We start from the raw sequence: 21,821 nt of genomic DNA on the forward strand, positions 1-21,821 counted from the left end.
TCTGAAGCTTTAAACGGCAAAATGTGGTAAAATAGAAGAAATCAAAAACTAGTGGAGGAAGTTATTATGCCATTTGTACGCATCGATTTATTTGAAGGACGCACGCTCGAGCAAAAGAAAGCTCTGGCTAAGGAAGTAACGGAAGCTGTTGTCCGTAATACTGGAGCACCTCAATCTGCTGTCCATGTCATCATCAACGACATGCCAGAAGGAACTTACTTCCCACAAGGGGAAATGCGCACCAAATAAGCTAGCTTAAGCAGAATTGCTTAGGCTTTTTCAATCTCCAAGTAGCATCCATTGAAGAAATAACCTAAATTTGTTACAATTTGAAGAGATGCTTGGATACCATATCCTAAGAAAAGAAATACAAAAGGAATTAGTATGATTACACGTGAATTTGATACCATCGCTGCTATCTCTACTCCACTAGGTGAAGGGGCTATTGGTATTGTCCGTTTGAGCGGAACTGACAGTTTTGCCATTGCGCAAAAGATTTTCAAAGGCAAAGACTTAAGCAAGGTTGCTAGCCACACTCTTAACTATGGTCACATCGTTGACCCTCAAACTGGTGAGGTCATGGACGAGGTTATGGTTGGGGCTATGAAGTCCCCAAAGACCTTCACTCGTGAGGATATTATCGAGATTAACACCCACGGTGGGATTGCGGTGACTAATGAGATTCTCCAACTAGCTATCCGTGAAGGAGCTCGTTTGGCAGAACCTGGAGAATTTACCAAGCGTGCCTTTCTAAACGGTCGTGTGGATTTGACACAAGCTGAGGCGGTGATGGACATCATCCGTGCCAAGACTGACAAGGCTATGAATATCGCAGTCAGGCAACTAGATGGTTCCCTTTCTGATCTTATCAATAATACCCGTCAAGAAATCCTCAATACACTTGCCCAAGTTGAGGTCAATATCGACTATCCTGAGTATGATGATGTTGAGGAAGCTACTACTGCTGTTGTCCGCGAAAAAACTATGGAGTTTGAGCAATTGTTAACCAATCTGCTTCGAACAGCACGTCGTGGCAAAATCCTCCGTGAGGGAATTTCAACTGCCATTATCGGCCGTCCCAATGTTGGGAAATCCAGTCTTCTCAATAATCTCCTTCGTGAAGACAAGGCTATTGTAACAGATATCGCTGGTACGACACGAGATGTTATCGAAGAATACGTCAACATTAACGGGGTTCCTCTCAAATTGATTGATACAGCTGGTATTCGGGAAACAGATGACATCGTGGAACAAATCGGTGTCGAGCGTTCGAGAAAAGCCCTCAAGGAAGCTGACTTGGTACTACTAGTGCTAAATGCTAGTGAACCACTAACAGCACAAGACAGACAACTCTTAGAAATCAGTCAGGACACCAACCGCATTATTCTACTTAATAAAACTGATCTTCCTGAAGCGATTGAAACTTCGGAACTACCAGAAGATATTATCCGTATTTCAGTTCTTAAAAATCAAAACATTGATATGATTGAGGATAGAATCAACAACCTCTTCTTTGAAAATGCTGGTTTGGTCGAGCAAGATGCTACTTACTTGTCCAACGCCCGTCATATTTCTCTGATTGAGAAGGCAGTTGAAAGCCTACAAGCAGTTAATGAAGGTCTTGAACTAGGGATGCCAGTTGATTTGCTTCAAGTTGACTTGACCCGTACTTGGGAAATTCTCGGAGAAATCACTGGAGATGCTGCTCCAGATGAACTCATTACCCAACTCTTTAGCCAATTCTGTTTAGGAAAATAAGAAAAATCCATGATTGTTCGGTCATGGATTTTATTGTCTTTATTAGTAATCTGGTCTTAAGACTCCTGTTACGGTTGCCTTAGTCGCTTCATAGTCGCCATCTACGACAACCTTGATAATGCGTTTGGCATCTTCTTCTGGTGCTGGAACTAGAGGTAGACGAGTTGGTCCAGCTTCAAATCCCATATAGTTCAAAACAGCCTTAACTGGAGCAGGACTTGGATAAGAGAAGAGGGCGTTGACCTTAGGAATGAATTTACGTTGAATAGCTGCCGCTTTTTTCATATCGCTTTCTGCAATAGCAGTCAACATCTCGTGCATTTCATCCCCATTTGTATGAGATGCAACAGAAATAACCCCGTCCGCACCAAGATTCATGGCATGGAAAGCATCTCCGTCCTCACCAGTATAGACCAAGAACTCTTCTGGCTTGTGTTCAATCAAGTAAGCCATATTAGCCAGACTAGTACATTCTTTGACCCCAATGATATTTGGATGGTCAGCCAAACGAAGCATGGTTTCTGGAGTCAATTCGACAACTACACGCCCTGGAATGTTATAGATAATAATTGGTAAGTCAGAAGCATCTGCAATTGCTTTAAAGTGCTGGTACATCCCTTCTTGAGAAGGTTTATTGTAGTATGGTACAATCGCAAGCCCAGCTGCAAAGCCACCAAATTCTGCTACTTCTTTGACAAACTCGATAGAGTCACGCGTATCATTGGTACCTACACCCGCAATCAAAGGAACGCGTCCATTAACAATCTTTTGTACAGCCGCAAAGAGTTCCAACTCCTCATCGTGGGTTAAAGTTGGACTCTCAGCAGTCGTTCCAGCTAGGAGAATGCCGTCTGTGTGATGGGCCAATAAATGCTCAATTAAGGCTGGAATGGCATCAAAGTTGATGGAACCATCCTCATGGAAAGGGGTAATAAAGGCCGTGATGATTTTACACTCTTTTAAATCTTGATAAGACATGAAAACACCTCTCTATTTCAAAGAAGGAGTTCATCTGAACTCCTAAACGATATGACTATTTTAATTCAAATTTCAATTCAGCTGTTGGACGAACCAATCCACGTTCGTGAAGCGTTTCTGCAATCTGAACTGAATTCCAAGCAGCACCTTTGAGAAGGTTATCTGAAACAACCCACATGTGGATTCCTTTTTCAGCGTCCAAGTCTTTACGGATACGACCAACAAAAGTATCACGCGAACCCACTGCATTGACAGCTTGAGGATAGATTTGGTGCGCTACGTCATCCTCAAGAACAGCACCTGGGAAGGCTACGATGGCTGCTTTCACTTCTTCGATTGGTGCCACTTCTTTTGTTTCGATATAAACAGATTCAGAGTGAGCTGACAAGACTGGAATACGTACACAGGTTGCAGATACTGCAATGCTATCATCTTCCATGATTTTCTTCGTTTCCTTGGTCATCTTCATCTCTTCGTATGTGTAATCATTGTCAGTGAAGACATCGATTTGTGGAAGAGCGTTAAAGGCGATAGGGTAGTGTTTCTTGTCACCACCTGAAGGCAAGATTTCCGCATGCAAATCACGTGGATTCACACCATCATTCAAGACTTCACGAAGTTCACGTTGTGTTTCAAGAATCGCACCCATACCAGCACCAGAGACTGCTTGGTAAGTTGAAACGATGATGCGGTCCAAGCCCCATTTTTGGCGGACCGGCTCAAGAGCCACCATCATTTGGATTGTTGAACAGTTAGGGCAGGCAATGATTCCGTTGTGGGCATCAAGTGCATGGGCATTGACCTCTGGGACAACCAATGGTACATCTGGATTTTGACGGAAATAAGATGTATTATCCACTACTACCGCACCAGCTTGAACTGCGTATGGTGCATACTTAGCTGATGTCGAACCACCTGCTGAGAAGAGTGCAATATCAACACCCTCAAAAGCTGTCTCAGTTGTTTCTTCAATCGTAATATCTTGGTCTTTAAATTTCAAAGTCTTGCCTGCTGAACGTGCAGAAGCAAGGTAACGGATTTTATTGATTGGAAGTGTTGATTCTTCCAACATTTTTATCATCTGAGCTCCGACAGCACCTGTCGCGCCGACTACAGCAACTGTATATCCCATAAATAACCTCTTTCGGAATTTTCTAAAAATTTCTATAATAGATGTATTATACTACTTTTTCCAGAAATTGAAAAGCACTTTTAGACTATATTTTCTGAAAACTAAAAATCCCTAGCCATTCGACCAGGGACTAAGAGGCATCTTCATGTGATGAGCAGGTTCACACAACTCATCAAGGTCCGCTCCTGCGTTATGACCTCCTGATGCTCAATAGTAGTCCGAAGACTACCTATCGACTCATCGCATCTACTATTCTACTAGATAGAGTCACTTTTGTCAACAGCCAAAGCTCTTTAGCTTCATTTACACAGGTGTATAAGAAAAACCTTGGTCTGCCAAGGTCATTTTGTTTCTAATATGCTAATTGCCGGGATTGAACCGGCGACCTCATCCTTACCATGGATGCGCTCTGCCAACTGAGCTAAATCAGCTTACCTAAAAAGTATACTATAGTTCCTAGTTCTTGTCAAGCGCTCTCTTTTAATTTATGGAATGAAAAAAGCTAGATTTATCAAGAATCTAGCTTATAAACTTCTTATCTTGTTAGATCGATTCGGCGTCCTAATTTTCCGATTAAAATAGCACCTACGATGAGTGATGCAAACTCACCAATTCCCGTAGAGAACCATGTAAAGAAGAATGGAGCTTCTGCAACAATATAGAGTTCTGCTGCAATGGTAATCATTGAAATAGAGAATAGGATTGAAAAGAAGAAATGATCTTTTCGAATCAAACCATTGAACAAATAGTCTTTCTTGTACTTGCTAAAGAGCCAAACACCCAGACTAAGGAAAACTAGAGTAGATCCCCCGCCGACAAAGACATCAATTATGCCAAAACTAAAGAAATTAGCAATCATACATCCAATTGTCACACCAATGATATATTTAGGGTTGTAAAAAGCCAGAAAATTCATCATCTCAGAAATACGGAACTGGTAGGCGCCGTAGCTAATGGCATTCAGTGGTGGGGTAATGGTTAAAACCACATAAATAGCAGCAACAATGGCAATATCTGCCATGTCACGAACAGTTAAATTTTTCATGTTTTCTCCTTTGGCGGTTTCCCGCGTAAAATATGCTTGGTGAAAGAAGCTAAGCACCAAGGGTTGAGTGAATCAACCTTACCAGTATAGCACAATATATGACTTTATGCTATACTAAAATCATGAAAAAACTAATAAAAACTTTTTTTGATAGCGAAATCCTCTCTTATCTATTTTTTGGTGGAGCTACTACTTTAGTATCTATTTTATCACGTTTAGCTATCTACCATATCAGCCATCAGGAAATCCTAGCAACTGCACTGGCAAATATTATCGGTATTCTTTTTGCCTTTATCACTAATGATACATTTGTTTTTAAACAAGAGAGGAAGAATTGGCTAATTCGACTAGTTAAGTTTTTCTTAGCTCGTCTGTCTACTCTTGGACTGGACGTTCTTTTAACTTATATCTTCGTTACAACCTTTCCTGATCTTATTGGTCAGTTTGTCGAATATAATATAGACAGGGTTAATGTGGTTGAAACCATCCTAGCACAAATCTTGATTATTGTGCTTAATTATATTTTCAGTAAAATCTATATTTTTAAAAGGAGCAACTGATCTCCTTAAGCATCCAGGTTGCCTTTTGTCACAATTTAGGATATAATAAGTTAGAAAATTAGGAAAGGAATTTATGAAAGTGTTAAAGGATCTTAAAGAATTCTTGCTTCGTGGTAATGTCGTTGACCTTGCTGTCGGTGTAATCATCGCCTCTGCTTTTGGTGCTATCGTGACTTCACTCGTTAACGATATCATCACTCCACTTATCTTGAACCCAGCTTTGGAAGCTGCGAAAGTACAAAACATCGCTGAGCTTGCATGGAATGGTGTTACATATGGTAAATTCTTGAGTGCTATTATCAACTTTCTCGTTGTAGGTACTGTGCTTTTCTTCGTTATTAAAGCTATGGAAAAAGCGCAAAACCTTCGCAAGAAAGAAGAAGTGGTTGAGGAAGCACCTGCTGCTCCAACTGAACTTGAAGTTCTTCAAGAAATTAAAGCTCTTCTTGAGAAAAAATAAAACAGATAAAGGATTTAGCTTTAAGCTAAATCCTTTTTTCTTTACTCTTTTGGTAACTTCCCAGCCTTTTCGAGCATTTTCTTAATCAAGTAAGGCATCTTCACATTTTCACGACCTTTTTTCTCAATGAGTTTTTTGACAAATTCTGGCATCTGAATGTCGTCTGTCTCTTTCATGATGTCCTTGGTAGTTGCCGAAGGCGCTAACTCATCAAAGGTTTCTTCTTCTGGGAGAAAAGCTTTAAATTCTTTGTGTTCGTTGACTCTTACAGTAGCAACTAAAGCGTCAATTAAACGGCTATCCGTATTGGGCATCGGTGGACGATGGTAGGTGACACCTAATTCTTGACACAAATCATAACATTCCATATCATTATCGAACAAGACTTCGATATGCTCACTGATAAAACTTATCGGGACAAAAATATAATGTTCTGGATGTTGCTTTTGTTCTCGTAAATATTCTAAGACATCTGGCTTGATCCAAGGGATTCCAATATCGCTTTCGCTCTGCCAAGTATTGGTATACTGGTCTGTCATTAGGCCGAGTTGTTCAGCAATGAGCTTGCTATTATCGAAAATCTGATCAATATATGGATCTCCAAAGTCCAAGGCAAAAATGGGGACGCTATGGGCTGAAAAGATTACCTTGAAGGATTCTTCTCCCACATGGTTTCGTAAAATTTTTCTAATCTCATCTGTCCAGAAGTCCAGCAAAGGCTGTTGTTGATACCAGTCCTTAATAACTAAAAATCGGATCTGCTGGCTTTCCAGAAACTTTTCATACCCCATGACTGAGTAAAAAGAATAATGAGGTTCCAAAATCAAGCAGATACATTCTTCAACACCATCAGTTTCCATCTGCTTGATCACGTCTGGAATAAAGGGACGAGAAAATTTGTTGGCAAAGTAGATACCATACTCCTCCCCTAAACGTTCTTTGAGTAAATTGACCTCCTCACGTGTAATCCGCTGCAAAGGCGTCCCACCGATACGAACATAGTTGTCATAGAGAGTCTGGATTTCGTGGTCTTGGGGTCTAACTCCACGACGAATGTTTGTAAAAAATTCTGCTACTCCTTCAAAACTAATCTCCTCTGGAGATCCAAAGGTCATCATTAATATTGCTTTTTTCATGTTATCATCCTTATGATATTATTTTCTCTATCCATTCTATCATGAAAGAAAAAAATAGTAAACGTTTCCTACGTCTACTATTTCTTTTGTTCTTTTGTTTTTTTATCTCGTCTTATGATTAGAATAATAACTATTAGAAGCAAGATGACAATGATAAGAAGGAGTAAGGTTAGGATATAAATCCAATGCGTTGGAATCCCTTGGTCAAAATAACGTGTTCCCACGCTTTCTCCACTTTTATCCTGTGCTGCTTTTACTGGTGCATCCGTTATTTTTGCTAAAAGGATATGGCGACCGTTGGTAATATTAAGAAAACAGGTGCTTAACAAAACAATCTTGTCCGTTGAAGTCAAGGAAACATCTCGCTTGTACTTGGCTTTACTCAACAGATACTGATAATAGGCCTGGTGTTCCTCATCGTTGGAACTCAAGGTTCGGTAAATTTCCGTATCATAGGCATCCACTTCTAAAATCCCAAAAATCTCAAGACCACGTTCTCGACCATTGTAGTAGATAGAACCATAGCGATGCTGGTCGAAGAATTCCTTATCAGCAAATTTCTTAATCTCACCGAACATAGCCCCTGAAGCCATAGAGTGTCCGTAGATGATGGTATTAAAATCAGTAAAGTTGGGATTAAAGCGATAGTCGAGAAAAATTGATCCCGTTATCGTATAATCGCCAAAGGCATTGCGGTCAAGGTATTTGACATTATCCTGACTTTGTAGAAGCGGATAGTCTACCTTGGTCCCATCAAGGCTGATCCAACCGCAAACATCATGATTAAGCTGTTGCAGGGTTTCAAATCCTGTGCTCGAAGCATCCTTTTCAATAGGATTATAGTGATCATAATCACTTGCTTCTGCTCTCTGCCAACTAAAAAGAGCTACGAAAACACAGAAGAATACCAGAAACACGTTTTTAAATCGCGCTCTTTTTTGAACCGTCATCAGAACTCCTTTCTATGCGAGATTTCTTAAAAGGAAAGGAGGCGGAACAAAACCGCCTCTTTTCTATTCACCCTTAGTCAGTAAAAGGGTCTGCTTCTTGCATTTTTTTACTCTCTCTTCTACGACGTAGGATCAAGTAGAGGACAAGGAGTAAGAAAATCAAGAGCAAGAACAATACAAACAAGATAAGGTACCAAATCCATAGTGGGATTGATGAGAGGAAACGTCCAAGAGACGAGTCATCAAAGACACTATATGGGAATGGTTTTGATTTTTTTGTATGGAAAGTATTTTTAGGGACTGTGTCTGTAATCTTTGCGACCACGATATGACGACCATTGGTCACATCGAGAAAACAGGTACTGAGTAGGATGATACGATCACTCGGTGAGAGTGAGATATCCCTCTTGTGCATGGCGACTGAGAGCAAGTGGTCTAGATAGGCCTGCTGACGGTCCTCACCCTGTATTCCTGGATCATAGATGTTAAAGTCATAGGCATCGACCTCCAACATCTCAAAGATCTCGAGCCCTTTTTCCACACCATTGTAGTATATACTACCGTAACGATGCTGGTCAAAAAATTCCTGATCAGCAAACTTAGCCACATCACCAAACATGACCCCGTTTTCTACGTGGTGCCCGTAGATAATGGTATTAAAGTCTTCGAACTTAGGATTATTTCGTGCATCGAGAAAGATAGCGCCTGTCGCTGCAAACTCACCTTTGGAGTCCTTGTTGAGATACTTTTCATTGTCCTTGGCTTGGACTAAGGGATAGTCGATATTGGTGCCATAGACATTGATCCAACCGAGGACTTCGGGATTGAGTTCTTGGAGTTTGCTGAAGCCTGAAAAGCTAGCCAGCTCATCCTGTTGCGTCGTAACAGGCCGATAAGCCTCGTACTCACTTGACGAAGCCAAGGAGTAGACTTGGTTGGAATCCCAAAGGGCATAGAAACCAAAGAGAAAGATCAAAGCTGCAAAAATGAGCAACAGGTGATTGATCACCCCATCCACAGCAAGAACGAGACGTCTAGACAGACTCTTTTTTGGTTTCTCACGCTTGGTTTTCATCGTCTACCCCCAGCCATTTAGGCTTCTCTACGTTTTTTAGACAAGACAACAAATCCAGCTAAACCAAGACCAATCATCAAGATGAATGGAAGGTTATCAATCAAGAGACCAGTAGGAGTCACGTCATTAATTTTGTTGGTAACGGTGTTGTTGTTTGTTTTTTCACCAAGAAGGATATTCTCAACTTTATAATCTTGACCCAATTGTCCAGCTGCACCATTAGTTGATGTTCCGTTTGTCAAATATACTGATGATGCTGTATATCCTGGAACACCAGTTTCAGTTAGTGTATAGTGTGATCCAGCCGGCAATTGATCAATAGTAAAGGTTTCACCATGCTTCAAAGTAAAATCATAGTCAACGATTCCTGAACTCAACACCGTAATTGTATTGGATGTTTCACCATGTTGTACTACAAGCATTTTCAATGGAGATTCAGCTGTACTGTTAGTGCTTGGAAGTTGAATATGAATATGGAAGTGGAAATCTTTTGTTTTATCCCCTGAGGCTCCGTCAACTTTTTTAGTAATTGTTAATGCGTTTGCAGTAGGGTCTACTTTACTAGGATCATCAGGCTTAGGGTCTCTGCTAGCATCTTTTGTATAGGTGTTGTCAAAGAGATTATAAACCCCTGTTTCACTCGGTTGAACCTTTGCTGTATTGGATTGTTTATTTTCTTTGAAGTATACTGATGAAATATAGACACCACCATTGGCTTTATTTTTGACAATAACATGCATTTCATATGTGCGCTCATCATATCTCATTGCATCAATTTTTTTACTATCTTTTTCAATGGCTGTCCAACCTGATTTATCTTCTCTGACATCATAAACATATTCTCCGGCATGTTTATATGTTGTGTTGCCAAAAATATTTTCAGTCGTTTTTTCGATTTTATCATTTACTTGATTATCTGTTTTAGAATAAGTAACTGATATATCTGGGATATTCACTCCTTTCTCATAAGGAGCTCCATTAGAGGATGTACCAGACTTTTCAGTAAATTTAAAAGTAAATGTCGCATTCGGTGTTGTAATACCTTGTGCAATATTCAAGGTTTTTCTAATTTTCACAACAGCATTTGCTTCACCAGTTGCCATTGTTGTTGCTGAAGTATCATCCGCAAAGGTCGGAACACCTCTGAATACCGACAAAGCGGTTATAGCTGCAATACTTGCAGTGAATAGCTTTTTAAAGAATGTTTTTTTCATGATTATTCCTTTTGTTTTTTTTATTTTCTTTTTTCATTATGATCATCAAAAGCCTCGTCTTCTAATGACTGTTACAACTTTGCCTTGAGTATCCTGTATAGGGATGGTCCCAAAAGCACGACTGTCTACAGCCGTTGTTCGATTGTCCCCGAGGACAAAGAGTTGTCCTGCTGGGACTTTCATCGGGAAGGTTGCCCCTTCCTTATAGAGCAGCGTTTCTTTGTAGATATCTTGCTCTTGTTGAGGAGAACCGTTGATGATGAGACCATTTTCGTTTATATCGATTGTACTTCCTTCGGTTGCGATGACACGCGCCACTCTTTCCTTGCCTTTATAACTATAGACGAGCAAATCACCAATCGAATAGCGTTTATCCAACCTATAGTAGACGACCAAGTCGCCATCTTTTAAGGCTGGCTTCATGCCATCGTCATTGTATCTTAATAGTCCAAAGACGAAAAAGTAAAGGGTGGCTAGTACAAATCCAACCATCAGAAGTTTACTGACTAAGTAAAGGATATCTCCCCAGACACTCGGCGGAGACTTATCCCGATTGACTTGTGTTACTGGTTTCTTATGTTTCTTTTTTAGCAGCATCACTTCCTCCTATTCACCACAAGGTGACCAAGTAAGATGATAAAGAAGATTCCTCCTAGAGGAAGAACGACTCCAAGCATGAGAGTGCTACTCAAGAAGTCAATCCCCGTTTCAGGTACGCTGTTTTTATTATTCGTGACTGTCGCGGACTTATCTGCATCAAGAGTTCCTTCTTTGTTATCATAGGACACCTGATACCCACGAGACGAACTTGCTTCTTCTTCGATACTGTAATGGGCATTTAGAGGAAGGTCGAAAATCTTAACGGTTTTATCTTTCTTTAGATTAACCGTTGCCTTACCATTGGTGAATTGTAGCGTTGTTTTTTGATTATTTACTATTGCACTATAGGTTCCATCCAATGGTCTATTCTGAGCATCCCTGACGTTAATGGTAATCTTAAAGGATTGCAGAAGATTAGCAAAAGCACCCGTAACCTTTTTTGTAACTGAAAGTGTCGGAAGTCTGTGGTTGGTGACGATTGTTTGAACATCCTTTGACAAAGTCCCCTCTTGTTTGTCATAGGTGACATGATACCCAGCTTTAGATTTTTCTGCTTCTTCTACCTTATAGTGGGTATCACGAGGCAGGTATTCGAGGGTAGTTTCCTGACTATTTTTGAGAGAAATCTGCGCTTTCCCGTTAGTCACTGTTGTATTACCAAACTTGCCATTAATCGGTTTGCCATCCTTATCTGAAAGTGTAACATTAATTGTGAAAGACTTATTAGGTGATTGTTCACCTTCTAGGATTTTCTTTATGGTGAGACTTGGAAGCTGTCGGTAAATAACTTTGAAGGATGGTTTCTCTTTCGTACCTGTCTTTTGAACTTCTACTGTATATCCCGGAGCGTCTGGTGCTTTCAGTTCGTAGTCATATCCCTTAGCTACCTTTGCAAAACTAGTATTTTCAGTAAAACTATTCGTTTGAACTGGACTAGTGACCTTTCGATAGGAATCCTTTATACTTCCATCTTTCTTTTGGTTTAAGTTTAATTCGACACTAGGTGGACGATTTGCTGATGAATTTGATTTTCCATCCACACCTTTCCACTCAATCTCTACAGGAACCGTCAATGGATCTGACGGCTTGAAAGTGGGCTTCTCAGAATAGTCTTTTGTTTTGGTATGTGAAGTCCCAATACCATAGGAATAGGTAACTTTTGCCCCCTTATTGGAGTAGAGTTTAGTAGCATCGGCTCCTTCGGCATCATCACTAGTAAGTGTCTTATCACCCGCAATCGCATCAAATGCCTCTTGGGTAGAGGTGACAGTAAACTTGAGAACGTACTTGGCGTCATCCTCCAAAGTGTAACTCGGATCAAACTTGGCTGTTACTTCCACTAATCCCTGTTCGTTCTTCTTACTTTCAATCGTCACTTGATTGCCATTCAGTTCTTCCTCATTACCATCCTTTATTTTTACGACACGAAGGCGTGAAGCATTACCCGGTAATAGCTGCACGTACTTGGACAAGACATCTGATATAGTTACATGGTGTACGCCTAGAGGTAAAATTTTATCAGTGATATCTTTGAATTTTTGTTGCAAGTCATTTTCATTACTTGCAGAAAATATTTCGTTGGGGATATTAGGGTTATATTGATTAATGTAAGATTTAATATCGGATATACTATCTCTAGTGTTAGAGTATCGAAATTTAATTGAGTAAAATCCATCAATTCTAGGTGCCAGGCTTGATGAAATCCCTAATACGAATTGCTTAAGATAGTCATTAAACCAGTTGGGAGCTGTTTCTGTTTTAGCATCGATATTATTCCAGTTGTATATAGTATAACCATATTCATCATAATACATATTAGCAAAACCATCTGATAGTAGAATAACAACCTTTTTCGCATTACTTCTCGCATTATTAAGGAGTGCATCTGCCTCCCACAGACCAGCACCAATATTTGTACCTGTACCTATCCCTCGCTCATACCCTCTAGAATTACCACCCGCAATCGCCATCTTATTAACTGCAGTTTTAGCATTGTATGAATTATTACTCCAGTTCAAAATGGTTTTCGCATCGTCATAAGTCGAAACACCAGAATAATATCCAGCAAATTGATTGGGCCAAGAATAATACTGATTACTATACTGATTATCAATTTTTCCAGCAAAACCTACAATAGATAAACGGTTTTGGGAACTAGAAAGAATTGTATCAATGAGCCCCTGACGACCATTTACACCTCTCAATGTATTTTTTAGTGCTTCAATTCTACTTATGTATCTTGAAGTAGAAGATGACCACACATCTTGCTCTTTCATACTCCCTGAAAGATCGGCAACCAGGACAACATCCAGGGGTTCTGACTGGGTCTCCGTTCCCAGTTTAGATGTGATATCCAGTGACAACTCATACTGGTCTTCCTGTCCCTGAATTGGAGTAATCGTTTTGTGCAGAGTTGTCTGAGGTTCCGTTGTTGAATCTGCACGTAAAGAATTAATTGGTGCACACAAAAAAAGAATAGCTAGAAAGATAACTAAACGACTAGTGAAACATTGAATTTTCTTAAAATCATATTGAATGTTCATGCTATCTCCCTTACTAGAATATGTTTAAATCTGTTACTATATAAATCTGAAACATCCATAGGTTAATTATATAATAATGTTGAACTCATGTCAATCAATGTGTTTGAAAACATGTTATTATAAATCGCAAAAAAGTATGATTCTTCTTTGTTTTTCAATGTTTTCTGTGGTAAAATGGAAAAAATAGTAAAAAATTTCATAAAATAAAGATGCATATATTTTATTCTAATTGTTCGAAAATTTCTTTTGAAAGTCTTCTGAATTTGAATTATTATATTTTTTCAAAATTCATGAAATTTCTCAAATCATATTTTTCCGAAGTTTTGCATTCTATTTTATGATAAAAAAAGGAGTTTTTATGTCTTATCCGAACCTTTTGGAACGCTTTTTAACCTACGTTAAGGTCAACACGCGTTCTGATGAACACTCTACTACTACTCCAAGTACGCAGAGCCAGGTAGATTTTGCGACCAATGTTCTTCTTCCTGAAATGAAACGTGTCGGCCTGCAAAATGTTTACTACCTACCAAATGGTTTTGCTATTGGGACCTTGCCAGCTAATGATCCGAGCTTGACACGTAAGATTGGATTTATCTCCCACATGGATACAGCTGACTTTAATGCTGAGGGTGTTAATCCGCAAGTCATCGAAAATTACGATGGTGAAGCTATCAACTTAGGTGATTCTGGATTTAAACTAGATCCGGCTGACTTTAAGAGTCTTGAGAAATATACAGGCCAAACCCTCATCACAACCGATGGCAGGACCTTGTTGGGTGCTGATGACAAGTCAGGGATTGCTGAAATTATGACTGCTATCGAATATCTGACTGCTCACCCTGAAATCAAACACTGTGAAATCCGTGTCGGTTTTGGACCAGATGAAGAAATTGGTGTCGGTGCTAATCAATTTGATGCAGAAGACTTTGATGTTGACTTTGCCTATACTGTTGATGGCGGTCCGCTAGGTGAGCTTCAATACGAGACTTTCTCAGCAGCTGCTGCTGAACTCCATTTCCAAGGACGCAATGTTCACCCTGGTACCGCCAAAGGTCAAATGGTCAATGCCCTTCAGTTAGCGATTGATTTTCATAATCAACTTCCAGAGAATGACCGACCTGAACTGACAGATGGTTACCAAGGTTTCTATCATCTTATGGATGTGACAGGTAGTGTCGAGGAGGCGCGTGCAAGCTACATCATTCGTGACTTTGAAAAGGATTCCTTTGAAGCTCGTAAAGCAGCTATGCAGTCTATTGCTGATAAGATGAATCAAGAGCTTGGGAATGATCGCGTTAGCTTGACTCTGACAGACCAGTACTACAATATGAAGGAAGTCATTGAGAAAGACATGACGCCTGTTACCATTGCTAAAGCTGTTATGGAAGATTTAGGGATCGCGCCAATTATCGAACCAATTCGTGGTGGAACAGATGGGTCTAAGATTTCCTTTATGGGGATCCCAACTCCAAATATCTTTGCAGGTGGTGAAAACATGCATGGACGTTTTGAATACGTCAGCCTTCAAACTATGGAGCGTGCGGTGGATACCATCATTGGCATTGTATCTTATAAAGACTAAAAAAGACGAGGTAGCTCAGCTACTTCGCCTTTCTTTTTATTCGTTTGGTTGAGCATTTGGCTCAGACTCACTTTGTGCTTGCTTTTCTGTTGGTTGAGAAGCAGCTGTTTCACTGTCTTTCTCGGACTTAGATTGGCTATCAGTTTCACTTGCTTTTGAACGGAGTTCCTGGTTCAAGCTAATGATTTCTTTAGCTAGAGTGAGGAGACCTTCTTTATCACTGCTTTTGGCTGCAAGTTGATCAAATAGGCCATCAACACGTTCAAAGTCAGCATCGGATCCTTTGTTATCCTCTAAGTACTTGTGAAGAGAGAGCAAGACATTATAGAGTTTTTGGTAGATGATCACGGTTTGCGGATCTTGTTCTGCTTCTTTTTTCTCTCGTTGGATAGTCGCTGCAATACGATTTAAAAGATCCTCAAGTTGTGTTTTAGCTTCGTCAAGGTCTGCATTTTCCTTTTCAGTAGCCGCTTTGATATTAGCTGCTTCTTCAGCTAGGGATTGTTTGACACCATCTTCTTTGACACGTGCTAGGAGTTGGGCAGCTTTAGTTAGGAGAGCATCCACTTCTTCCTTCTTAACATGGCTAACCCGCTCTTCTGGCATAAAATCACCGTAGAGTTCTTTTAGGAATTCATAGATGGCTGTCTTAGCAGTTTGACTATCTACTTTTTCCGTATCTAGAATAGTCTTACCAGCTTTTGTAGAAACGGGTTCTTCTTTGAGAGCTTCTTCTACTTCTAGCTTAGTTTGGTAAATAGTTGGGAATAACTTGTTCAAGTCGGTTGCTTTGAGGAAAGATTGTGACTGGTAAAGTTCCCATGTCAACTTGGCAACACGGTTCCGAAGTTCTTCTCTCAAACGACCATCAGACACATGTTCGTAGAAGTACTTGATGTACTCTACTGTTGTGACTCCTGTCCGATCTCGGAAATCTTGCAAGGCCTGAAGTTTCGCTTCAATGGCAGCCAACTCTGTCTCATCCTGTGCTAGTTTTGCTTCCTGCAAATGTACCAAAAGATCTTTCTTAGGCAAGCCATAAGTATCTGTATCCAGTGTATTGATCTTATCTACTAGGGCTTGGTACTTCTTATCTAAAGGTGAAGTTTCAACCGGTGCTACACTTTGATCCACATGGATATACTGTTTATCAAAGAGATCCAAGGCTGCTAGATATCCAGCAGTTGAGTTTGTTCCCAGTTTTTTCATATTTTCGGTGAACTGCCCCAAAGCAAGTTCAACCCGTCTCTGCATGATTGGCTGGTCTTTGTAGAGATTTCTGCTATCCGCTAAAAGTTGATCCACCTTAGATAGAACTGTTTGTTCATCAAATGCTCCAGGTTGATAGGTCGATTGTAGGGCCGGAATCTTATTTTTCAAAGCTACTTCATAGCCCTTAGTTTGAACCTTGATGTAGTGATTGTGGTCTCCGTGAGGAATCACAAAACTACCATTTTCTACTTGCAAACTATAAGGAGACACCCCATCACGTAGTGCAGTCGTATAAAGTTCATTTAGGAAATCCAGTTCTGGATTCCCAGTTTGGAGAGGAATACGAACATGTTCTTTTCGAACAGCATAGGGATGGATATGGGTAGGATCATAGGCTTGATCCGGATTTCCAAAGACAAAGAATCCATTTGAAATGCGAATCGCTTCGAGCGGTACTCCGTAGGTCTGTGAGATATACTTGATTTTTTCTTCATCGCTAGCATCTCTTGAGAAACTTTCCACAGTCTTTGCAAGTGGTTGAACGTGCTGCGGCTGATGATTTTCTTTCAAGTGATCTTGGGCAGCTTTGATTTGGGCTGCAGTCAAGTCCTTCTTAAAGAAATAATGAGCGTGATCTCCATGAGAAACTACAAACCCTTGCTCATCTTCACTAATAACACGGTCAGCTGCAAAACCATGATCATGTTCTTCACCGTGGTGATGGTCATGCTCCTCTCCATCATGGTCATGATCTTCATGGTTGATATCTTGACTTCCATGGTCACCGTCTTGGTCATGATGATGATGATCAGGTTGAGCTGGATGTTCTGCTGGCTTGCTTGGATTTTCCAAAGGTGTTGGCTTCCCACTGTCGCTAGATAAAGGAATCATACGCGCAATCTTTTCTTCCAAGGCAGAAAGCTTTGTATATGGGATGAAATGATAGTGATTTCCGTGTGGAATCGCCACGCCACTTGGTGTTCTGCTTGAAATCTTAGCAGGATCAAAAATCAAGCCATCCGATTCTGCATAACGTTGATTACTTGGAAGAGCATAGAGCTGTTTTAACAGACTCTGAAGGCTCTCTTCTGGTTTGCTTGGTGTTTCGGTTTGTTGACTTGGATTAGTGGTTTGACTGGTTCCATTTTGGCTTGGACGATAGTCAGTTACACTCGGTTGTTTTCTAGTTCCAGAGAGGTAAGCTTGAGCAGCTGCCAATTCGCTAGCAGACAAGGAACTCTTTGGAATGTAGTGGTAATGTCCACCGTGAGGAACAATATATGCATCACCAGTATCCTCAATAATATCAGATGGGTTAAAGATGTAGCCATCATCTGTAGTATAACGACCTTGAGATTGCGCAAGCGCCACTGCACTGTTAGAAGTTGGTGCATCGTGAGTATGACCTTGTTTTTGGCGCTCAATTTCGTCCTTCGTACGAACGTTATCAGCATGTGCCGCATCCTTAAGGTAAACATAATACTTACCATCCACCTTGATAATATAACCACCTTTGATTTCGTTGACAATGTCAGCGTCTTTCAGTTGATAATTGGCATCTTTCATCAAAAGCTCTTCGCTGAAAATTGCGTCAAAAGGAACTTTACCATTGTAATAATGAAAGTGATCACCGTGTGATGTCACATAACCTTGATCGGTAATTTTCACAACAATTTGTTCTGCCTGAATATCTTCTTTTTTGCTAACTTGATCTGGTGTCTGAGTCTCTGTTTTTTGAGAGTCTTGTTTCCCATCAACATAAGATACACGATTTGTATCTTTTTTGTCTTCTACCTGGTGTTGGTTCAGTGCATAGATGCAAAGACTTAGGGAAAGGACTAAAGCCGAACCCGCCGCAAGATACTTTTTCTTAATTTTCATAATCTCCTCATTTTAATTCTTCTGCAAGAACATTTATATTTTCTTCTAGGTTTTCTAAGTAAGTTTTGTCATTCTCAGGATCTGCTTCCAAAGGATTGAGTGTCTTTAGGTTAACTCCTGTTGATTTGACCAAGGTTTCAGCAACTTTAGAAGAAGCATTGCTCTCAGTAAAGATGGTTTTAACCTTGTAAGTTTTAACAAATTCTTGGATTTCTGTCAACTGTCTCGGACTTGGCTCTTGTTCAGGGGAAATCCCTGCTATACCAAGTTGTTTCAAACCAAAGCGTTTAGCGAGATAGGAAAAGGCTGTATGTTGTGTAACAAAGGTCTTTTGACTCGCTTTTTCAAAAATAGGTTGGTATTTCTTAGTCAATTCTTGTGCTTTAGCAATAAAGTTTTTAGCATTCTTTTGATACGTTTCCTTATTGGCACTATCAAGTTCCGAAAGTTTGTCTGCAATAATCTGTGCCTCTTCACCTGCTTTTTCTGGATCTAACCAAGTGTGAGGGTCGTAGAGTGTTTTTTCATCAACTCCATCCCCTGCTTCTATATCTTCTAAACCTGGAACACGCTCCAACGTCATTCCTTCAGAAGCTTCTAAAACCTTAACTTTTGAGTTTTTCAAGTTAGGATCTAGACTTCCAGCCCAAGACTCCAGTGTATGCGAGTGGTAGACAAAGACATCCGCGTCATAAATAGCAGCAATGTCATTAGCTGACGGTTCAAAGGAGTGAATTCCACTACTAGACTGAATCATCCGAACATCATTCAAGTCACCCGATACCTCTTTGACCATGGCATAGATCGGGTAAAAACTTGTTACAATCTTCATCCCTTTTGCTTCTTGTTTTTCTTTTTGACCACATGCTCCTAAGACAAGAGCCAACACACTGGCCATCAATAATAGTATTGTTCTTTTTTTCATCGTTACTCCTTAACTAGTATTTAACCATTCAATTAACTAGTAAATAGTTTATCTTTATTTACACTATATGTCAAGATATTTTACATATTTTCATGAAAAAAATGAGAACTAGAACTTACATTCTGTTCTCATTTTCGATTTTATCTTTTCTAGCTCTCCTATCATGTTTTTAGGAGCTAGAAAATACTGCTACGGCTACTTACTCTCCTTTAATAAAGCCAATAGTTTTTCAGCTTCTGCCATAATAGTATTGTTGTCCTGAGCGCCAAACAATAGATTGTTCTTTAATCCAGTAAGAGTTTCGTTAGCGTTAGACTTGACGATGGGGTCTTGGATTTTTGCAAGTAGCTCTTCAGCCTCTCTCAACTTCGCTTCAACCTTTTCAGTCTCGACCTGAGGTTCTTCTGGTTCCTCTGGTGATTCTTCCTCCGGCTTCTCAGTTGGTTTTGGAGATTCTGGTTTCTCACTTTGAGGCTTCTCTTCGCGAGGTTTTTCTTCCTCAGGTTTGTCTGTCCGAGGTTTCTCCTCTGATGGTTTTTCCGTTTGATTGGTATCAGCTTGACCATTTTGGTTTCTTTGAACATGGTCACTTGCATTTCCCCAACCACTATCCGAATGCGGACGTTCGTTTGGATGTTCGACATAGTACTTGACAGTCGCAAAGAGATCTTCTAGACTATAACCCTTAGGTGCCTCATAAAGTCCTTCGTCAAACCACTCAAATTTGATGTTATGGTAATGGTCATAATGAGGTATGATTAAACTACCGTTTTTGACTTCCACAGTATGTTGGAGATTATAAGGCATACGATCAAGGGGCACCTTCTTAGCTGCTTTCACGCGGTTGTAGATAGCTTCTGCTCCTTTAGCCTCCGTATTTCCTGGATTCTGATGGTCTGTTGAAGGAGGAGTCAAACCTTTCTCTTTAGCATAAGCCTGGGCTGCCGCTCTTTCGGCTTCAGACAAACTATCTTTTTTAATCCAATGGCTATGGGTCATATGTGGAGTTACATAGGCATCCCCCTCATCACTGGTGATATCACGAGGATCAAAGATATAGCCATCTTCTGTTGTATACTTGCCTGCCAACTTGGCTACTTGAATCTCATCATCTGTGTAAGCTATTTGCGCATTTGGTTTTCCTAGACGTTCTGGATGACGAATCGGTGCTAGAAATGCAAGTATATCTTCGACCAATTTAACTTTATCACTGCTTTCATCATTTAAACGTTCCAACAGTTTATCCAAAGCGTCAAAATCAACTTTACGACCTTTATTATCAAGTAAGTCCTGATGAACTCTTGCTAATAAATCATAAGCCTTATTGTAAAATCCTCGATCACCAGATGGGAGGTTGGTTTTCTTAGCTCCGAGCTTATGAGCTAAACTTTCTTGCTTGGCTAGCTTACTATCAATGGCTGCAGTAGTTTCAGCTGATAATTCCTTGGCAGGAATATAACGAGATGTTCCATTCTCCTCAAATACATAACCATCATCTACTTTTCGAATCACCTGTTTAACCAATTTTTCGTCAATTGGATTGCTTGGAGATGGTTGAGGATTTGGTGCAGGTTGCGGGCTTGGACTAGGTTCCGGAGTCGGTTGTGGACTTGGTTGTTCTGGTCTTGAATCCTGCACCCTATGGTTCGAACTGTACTGTAGAGGAATAATACGAGCGATTCGTTCTTCCAATTCAGACATCTGTGAATAAGGGATGAAATGGTAATGATTCCCATGAGGCACAGCAACTCCTCTAGCTGTTCGACTTATGATTTGTGCTGGGTCGAAAACAAGGCCATCAGATTCTACGTGTCGTTGACTGAGCGGCATGGAGTAAAGTTGTTTCAGAAGGCTATCAACATCCTCATCACTTTGACTTGCTTGGCTATCGTCGCTACTGTTGTTAGCTGTGTTCGTGTTCGTATAGCCACTACCTTGATTATTATAGGATGGAGTCCATCTATCTACATCGCTGCTAGCACTGTTGTTATTGCTACGGCGATAAGTAGGCGTATTCGATTGACCACTTCTACCAGATAGGAAGGCTTCTGCAGCAGCCAATTCGCTAGCTGATAACTCGCTCTTAGGAATGTAATGGTAATGGTCGCCATGAGGAACGATATAAGCATCACCAGTATCTTCAATGATATCGGATGCATTAAAGATGTAACCATCATCTGTGGTGTAGCGTCCTTGTGAACGTGCCAAAGCTATAGCACCATCATTTGCTGAAGTTCCTCCTTCACGATGCTGACTATGTTCTTGTTTTTGCCGATTGATTTCTTCTTTCGTACGAACATTATCTGCATGGGCCGCATCCTTAAGGTAGACATAGTATTTTCCGTCCACCTTGATCACATAACCACCCTTGATTTCACTGACAATATCCTCGTCCTTGAGCTGGTAGTTCGGATCCTTCATCAGCAACTCTTCACTGATGATAGCGTCGTAAGGGACCTTCCCATTGTAATAATGATAGTGGTCGCCATGCGAAGTGACATAGCCCTGGTCTGTTATCTTGATGACGATTTGCTCGGCATTGATGCCTTCTTTCTTGCTGACTTCATCAGGAGTGAGATCCTCCGTTTTTTGCGCTGCTTGTTTTCCATCAACGTAAGACACACGGTTATTTTCTTTGACCGTTCTAGCTTGATACAGTCCCAACTCGTAAGAACAAACACTTAAAATCAAAGCTGCCGCAGAACCAGCAAGGTATTTCTTATTAATTTTCATCGAAACTCTCTTTCTTTTTGATATTTCTAGTTGCAAT

The 21,821-nt window shown here is 40.4% G+C and carries 17 protein-coding genes, 1 tRNA gene and 1 riboswitch; of the genes, 5 read left to right on the plus strand and 13 right to left on the minus strand.

Features of this window, described 5'->3' with window-relative positions:
- Positions 1-66 precede the first annotated feature (66 nt).
- Together MK405_RS02825 and mnmE are read left to right on the plus strand one after the other, a co-directional pair.
- Positions 67-249 (plus strand): 4-oxalocrotonate tautomerase, encoded by a 183-nt coding sequence (locus tag MK405_RS02825; RefSeq protein WP_001117401.1) that lies wholly within the window; start codon positions 67-69, stop codon positions 247-249.
- Positions 250-384: 135 nt separating this feature from the next.
- Positions 385-1,758 (plus strand): tRNA uridine-5-carboxymethylaminomethyl(34) synthesis GTPase MnmE, encoded by a 1,374-nt coding sequence (gene mnmE / locus MK405_RS02830; RefSeq protein WP_268704274.1) that lies wholly within the window; start codon positions 385-387, stop codon positions 1,756-1,758.
- 42 nt (positions 1,759-1,800) lie between these two features.
- Here mnmE and dapA read toward each other — a convergent pair whose 3' ends face one another.
- The 4 genes from dapA to MK405_RS02850 form a co-directional block, all read right to left on the minus strand.
- Positions 1,801-2,736 (minus strand): 4-hydroxy-tetrahydrodipicolinate synthase, encoded by a 936-nt coding sequence (gene dapA, locus MK405_RS02835; RefSeq protein WP_000121610.1) that lies wholly within the window; start codon positions 2,734-2,736, stop codon positions 1,801-1,803.
- Between the two features lie 55 nt (positions 2,737-2,791).
- Positions 2,792-3,868: an aspartate-semialdehyde dehydrogenase gene (locus MK405_RS02840; protein WP_268704275.1), complete on the minus strand. Its 1,077-nt coding sequence runs from the start codon at positions 3,866-3,868 to the stop codon at positions 2,792-2,794.
- Between the two features lie 358 nt (positions 3,869-4,226).
- Positions 4,227-4,299: transfer RNA gene (locus tag MK405_RS02845), tRNA-Thr, on the minus strand.
- Positions 4,300-4,403: 104 nt separating this feature from the next.
- A complete protein-coding gene (locus tag MK405_RS02850; RefSeq protein WP_268704276.1) occupies positions 4,404-4,913 on the minus strand; it encodes a QueT transporter family protein in 510 nt (169 codons plus the stop codon).
- A riboswitch (PreQ1 riboswitch) is annotated at positions 4,911-5,007 on the minus strand. (Overlaps the previous gene by 3 nt.)
- Before the next feature lie 28 nt (positions 5,008-5,035).
- On the opposite strand from MK405_RS02850, the gene MK405_RS02855 reads away from it, so the two are divergent.
- Positions 5,036-5,473, plus strand: coding sequence for a GtrA family protein (locus MK405_RS02855; protein WP_268704277.1), 438 nt, complete (start codon positions 5,036-5,038; stop codon positions 5,471-5,473).
- Between the two features lie 79 nt (positions 5,474-5,552).
- Positions 5,553-5,933: a large conductance mechanosensitive channel protein MscL gene (gene mscL / locus MK405_RS02860; protein WP_033584199.1), complete on the plus strand. Its 381-nt coding sequence runs from the start codon at positions 5,553-5,555 to the stop codon at positions 5,931-5,933.
- 41 nt (positions 5,934-5,974) lie between these two features.
- Here mscL and hemH read toward each other — a convergent pair whose 3' ends face one another.
- The 6 genes from hemH to pitA all read right to left on the minus strand — a co-directional run bounded on the left by hemH (position 5,975) and on the right by pitA (position 13,451).
- The gene (hemH, locus tag MK405_RS02865) at positions 5,975-7,069 is read right to left on the minus strand and encodes a ferrochelatase (RefSeq protein WP_268704278.1); all 1,095 of its coding nucleotides are present in this window, start codon (positions 7,067-7,069) and stop codon (positions 5,975-5,977) included.
- 77 nt (positions 7,070-7,146) lie between these two features.
- Positions 7,147-8,019 (minus strand): PI-2 pilus system class B sortase SrtG2, encoded by an 873-nt coding sequence (srtG2, locus tag MK405_RS02870; protein ID WP_268704279.1) that lies wholly within the window; start codon positions 8,017-8,019, stop codon positions 7,147-7,149.
- Between the two features lie 73 nt (positions 8,020-8,092).
- Positions 8,093-9,094: a PI-2 pilus system class B sortase SrtG1 gene (srtG1, locus tag MK405_RS02875; RefSeq protein WP_000851046.1), complete on the minus strand. Its 1,002-nt coding sequence runs from the start codon at positions 9,092-9,094 to the stop codon at positions 8,093-8,095.
- Between the two features lie 17 nt (positions 9,095-9,111).
- On the minus strand, positions 9,112-10,308 hold the full coding sequence (locus MK405_RS02880; protein WP_057489071.1) for a PI-2 pilus major pilin PitB: 1,197 nt from the start codon (positions 10,306-10,308) through the stop codon (positions 9,112-9,114).
- Between the two features lie 45 nt (positions 10,309-10,353).
- Positions 10,354-10,905 (minus strand): PI-2 pilus system signal peptidase SipA, encoded by a 552-nt coding sequence (gene sipA / locus MK405_RS02885; protein ID WP_007516429.1) that lies wholly within the window; start codon positions 10,903-10,905, stop codon positions 10,354-10,356.
- Positions 10,905-13,451 carry a PI-2 pilus tip adhesin PitA gene (pitA, locus tag MK405_RS02890; RefSeq protein WP_057489070.1) on the minus strand — a complete coding sequence of 849 codons (2,547 nt, stop codon included), beginning with the start codon at positions 13,449-13,451 and terminating at the stop codon, positions 10,905-10,907. Before pitA ends, sipA begins: the two co-directional genes overlap by 1 nt.
- Before the next feature lie 358 nt (positions 13,452-13,809).
- Here pitA and pepT point away from each other — a divergent pair, with 358 nt between their 5' ends.
- A complete protein-coding gene (gene pepT / locus MK405_RS02895) occupies positions 13,810-15,033 on the plus strand; it encodes a peptidase T (protein WP_057489069.1) in 1,224 nt (407 codons plus the stop codon).
- A gap of 36 nt (positions 15,034-15,069) precedes the next feature.
- Here pepT and MK405_RS02900 read toward each other — a convergent pair whose 3' ends face one another.
- From MK405_RS02900 to MK405_RS02910, 3 genes are all read right to left on the minus strand, one after another.
- A complete protein-coding gene (locus MK405_RS02900) occupies positions 15,070-18,126 on the minus strand; it encodes a pneumococcal-type histidine triad protein (RefSeq protein WP_268704280.1) in 3,057 nt (1,018 codons plus the stop codon).
- 7 nt (positions 18,127-18,133) lie between these two features.
- Positions 18,134-19,051, minus strand: coding sequence for a metal ABC transporter substrate-binding protein (locus tag MK405_RS02905; RefSeq protein ID WP_084851981.1), 918 nt, complete (start codon positions 19,049-19,051; stop codon positions 18,134-18,136).
- 195 nt (positions 19,052-19,246) lie between these two features.
- On the minus strand, positions 19,247-21,784 hold the full coding sequence (locus MK405_RS02910; protein WP_057489066.1) for a pneumococcal-type histidine triad protein: 2,538 nt from the start codon (positions 21,782-21,784) through the stop codon (positions 19,247-19,249).
- Positions 21,785-21,821: the final 37 nt, after the last annotated feature.

This window comes from Streptococcus oralis (assembly GCF_026782345.1).
Lineage (GTDB): Bacteria > Bacillota > Bacilli > Lactobacillales > Streptococcaceae > Streptococcus > Streptococcus oralis_CK.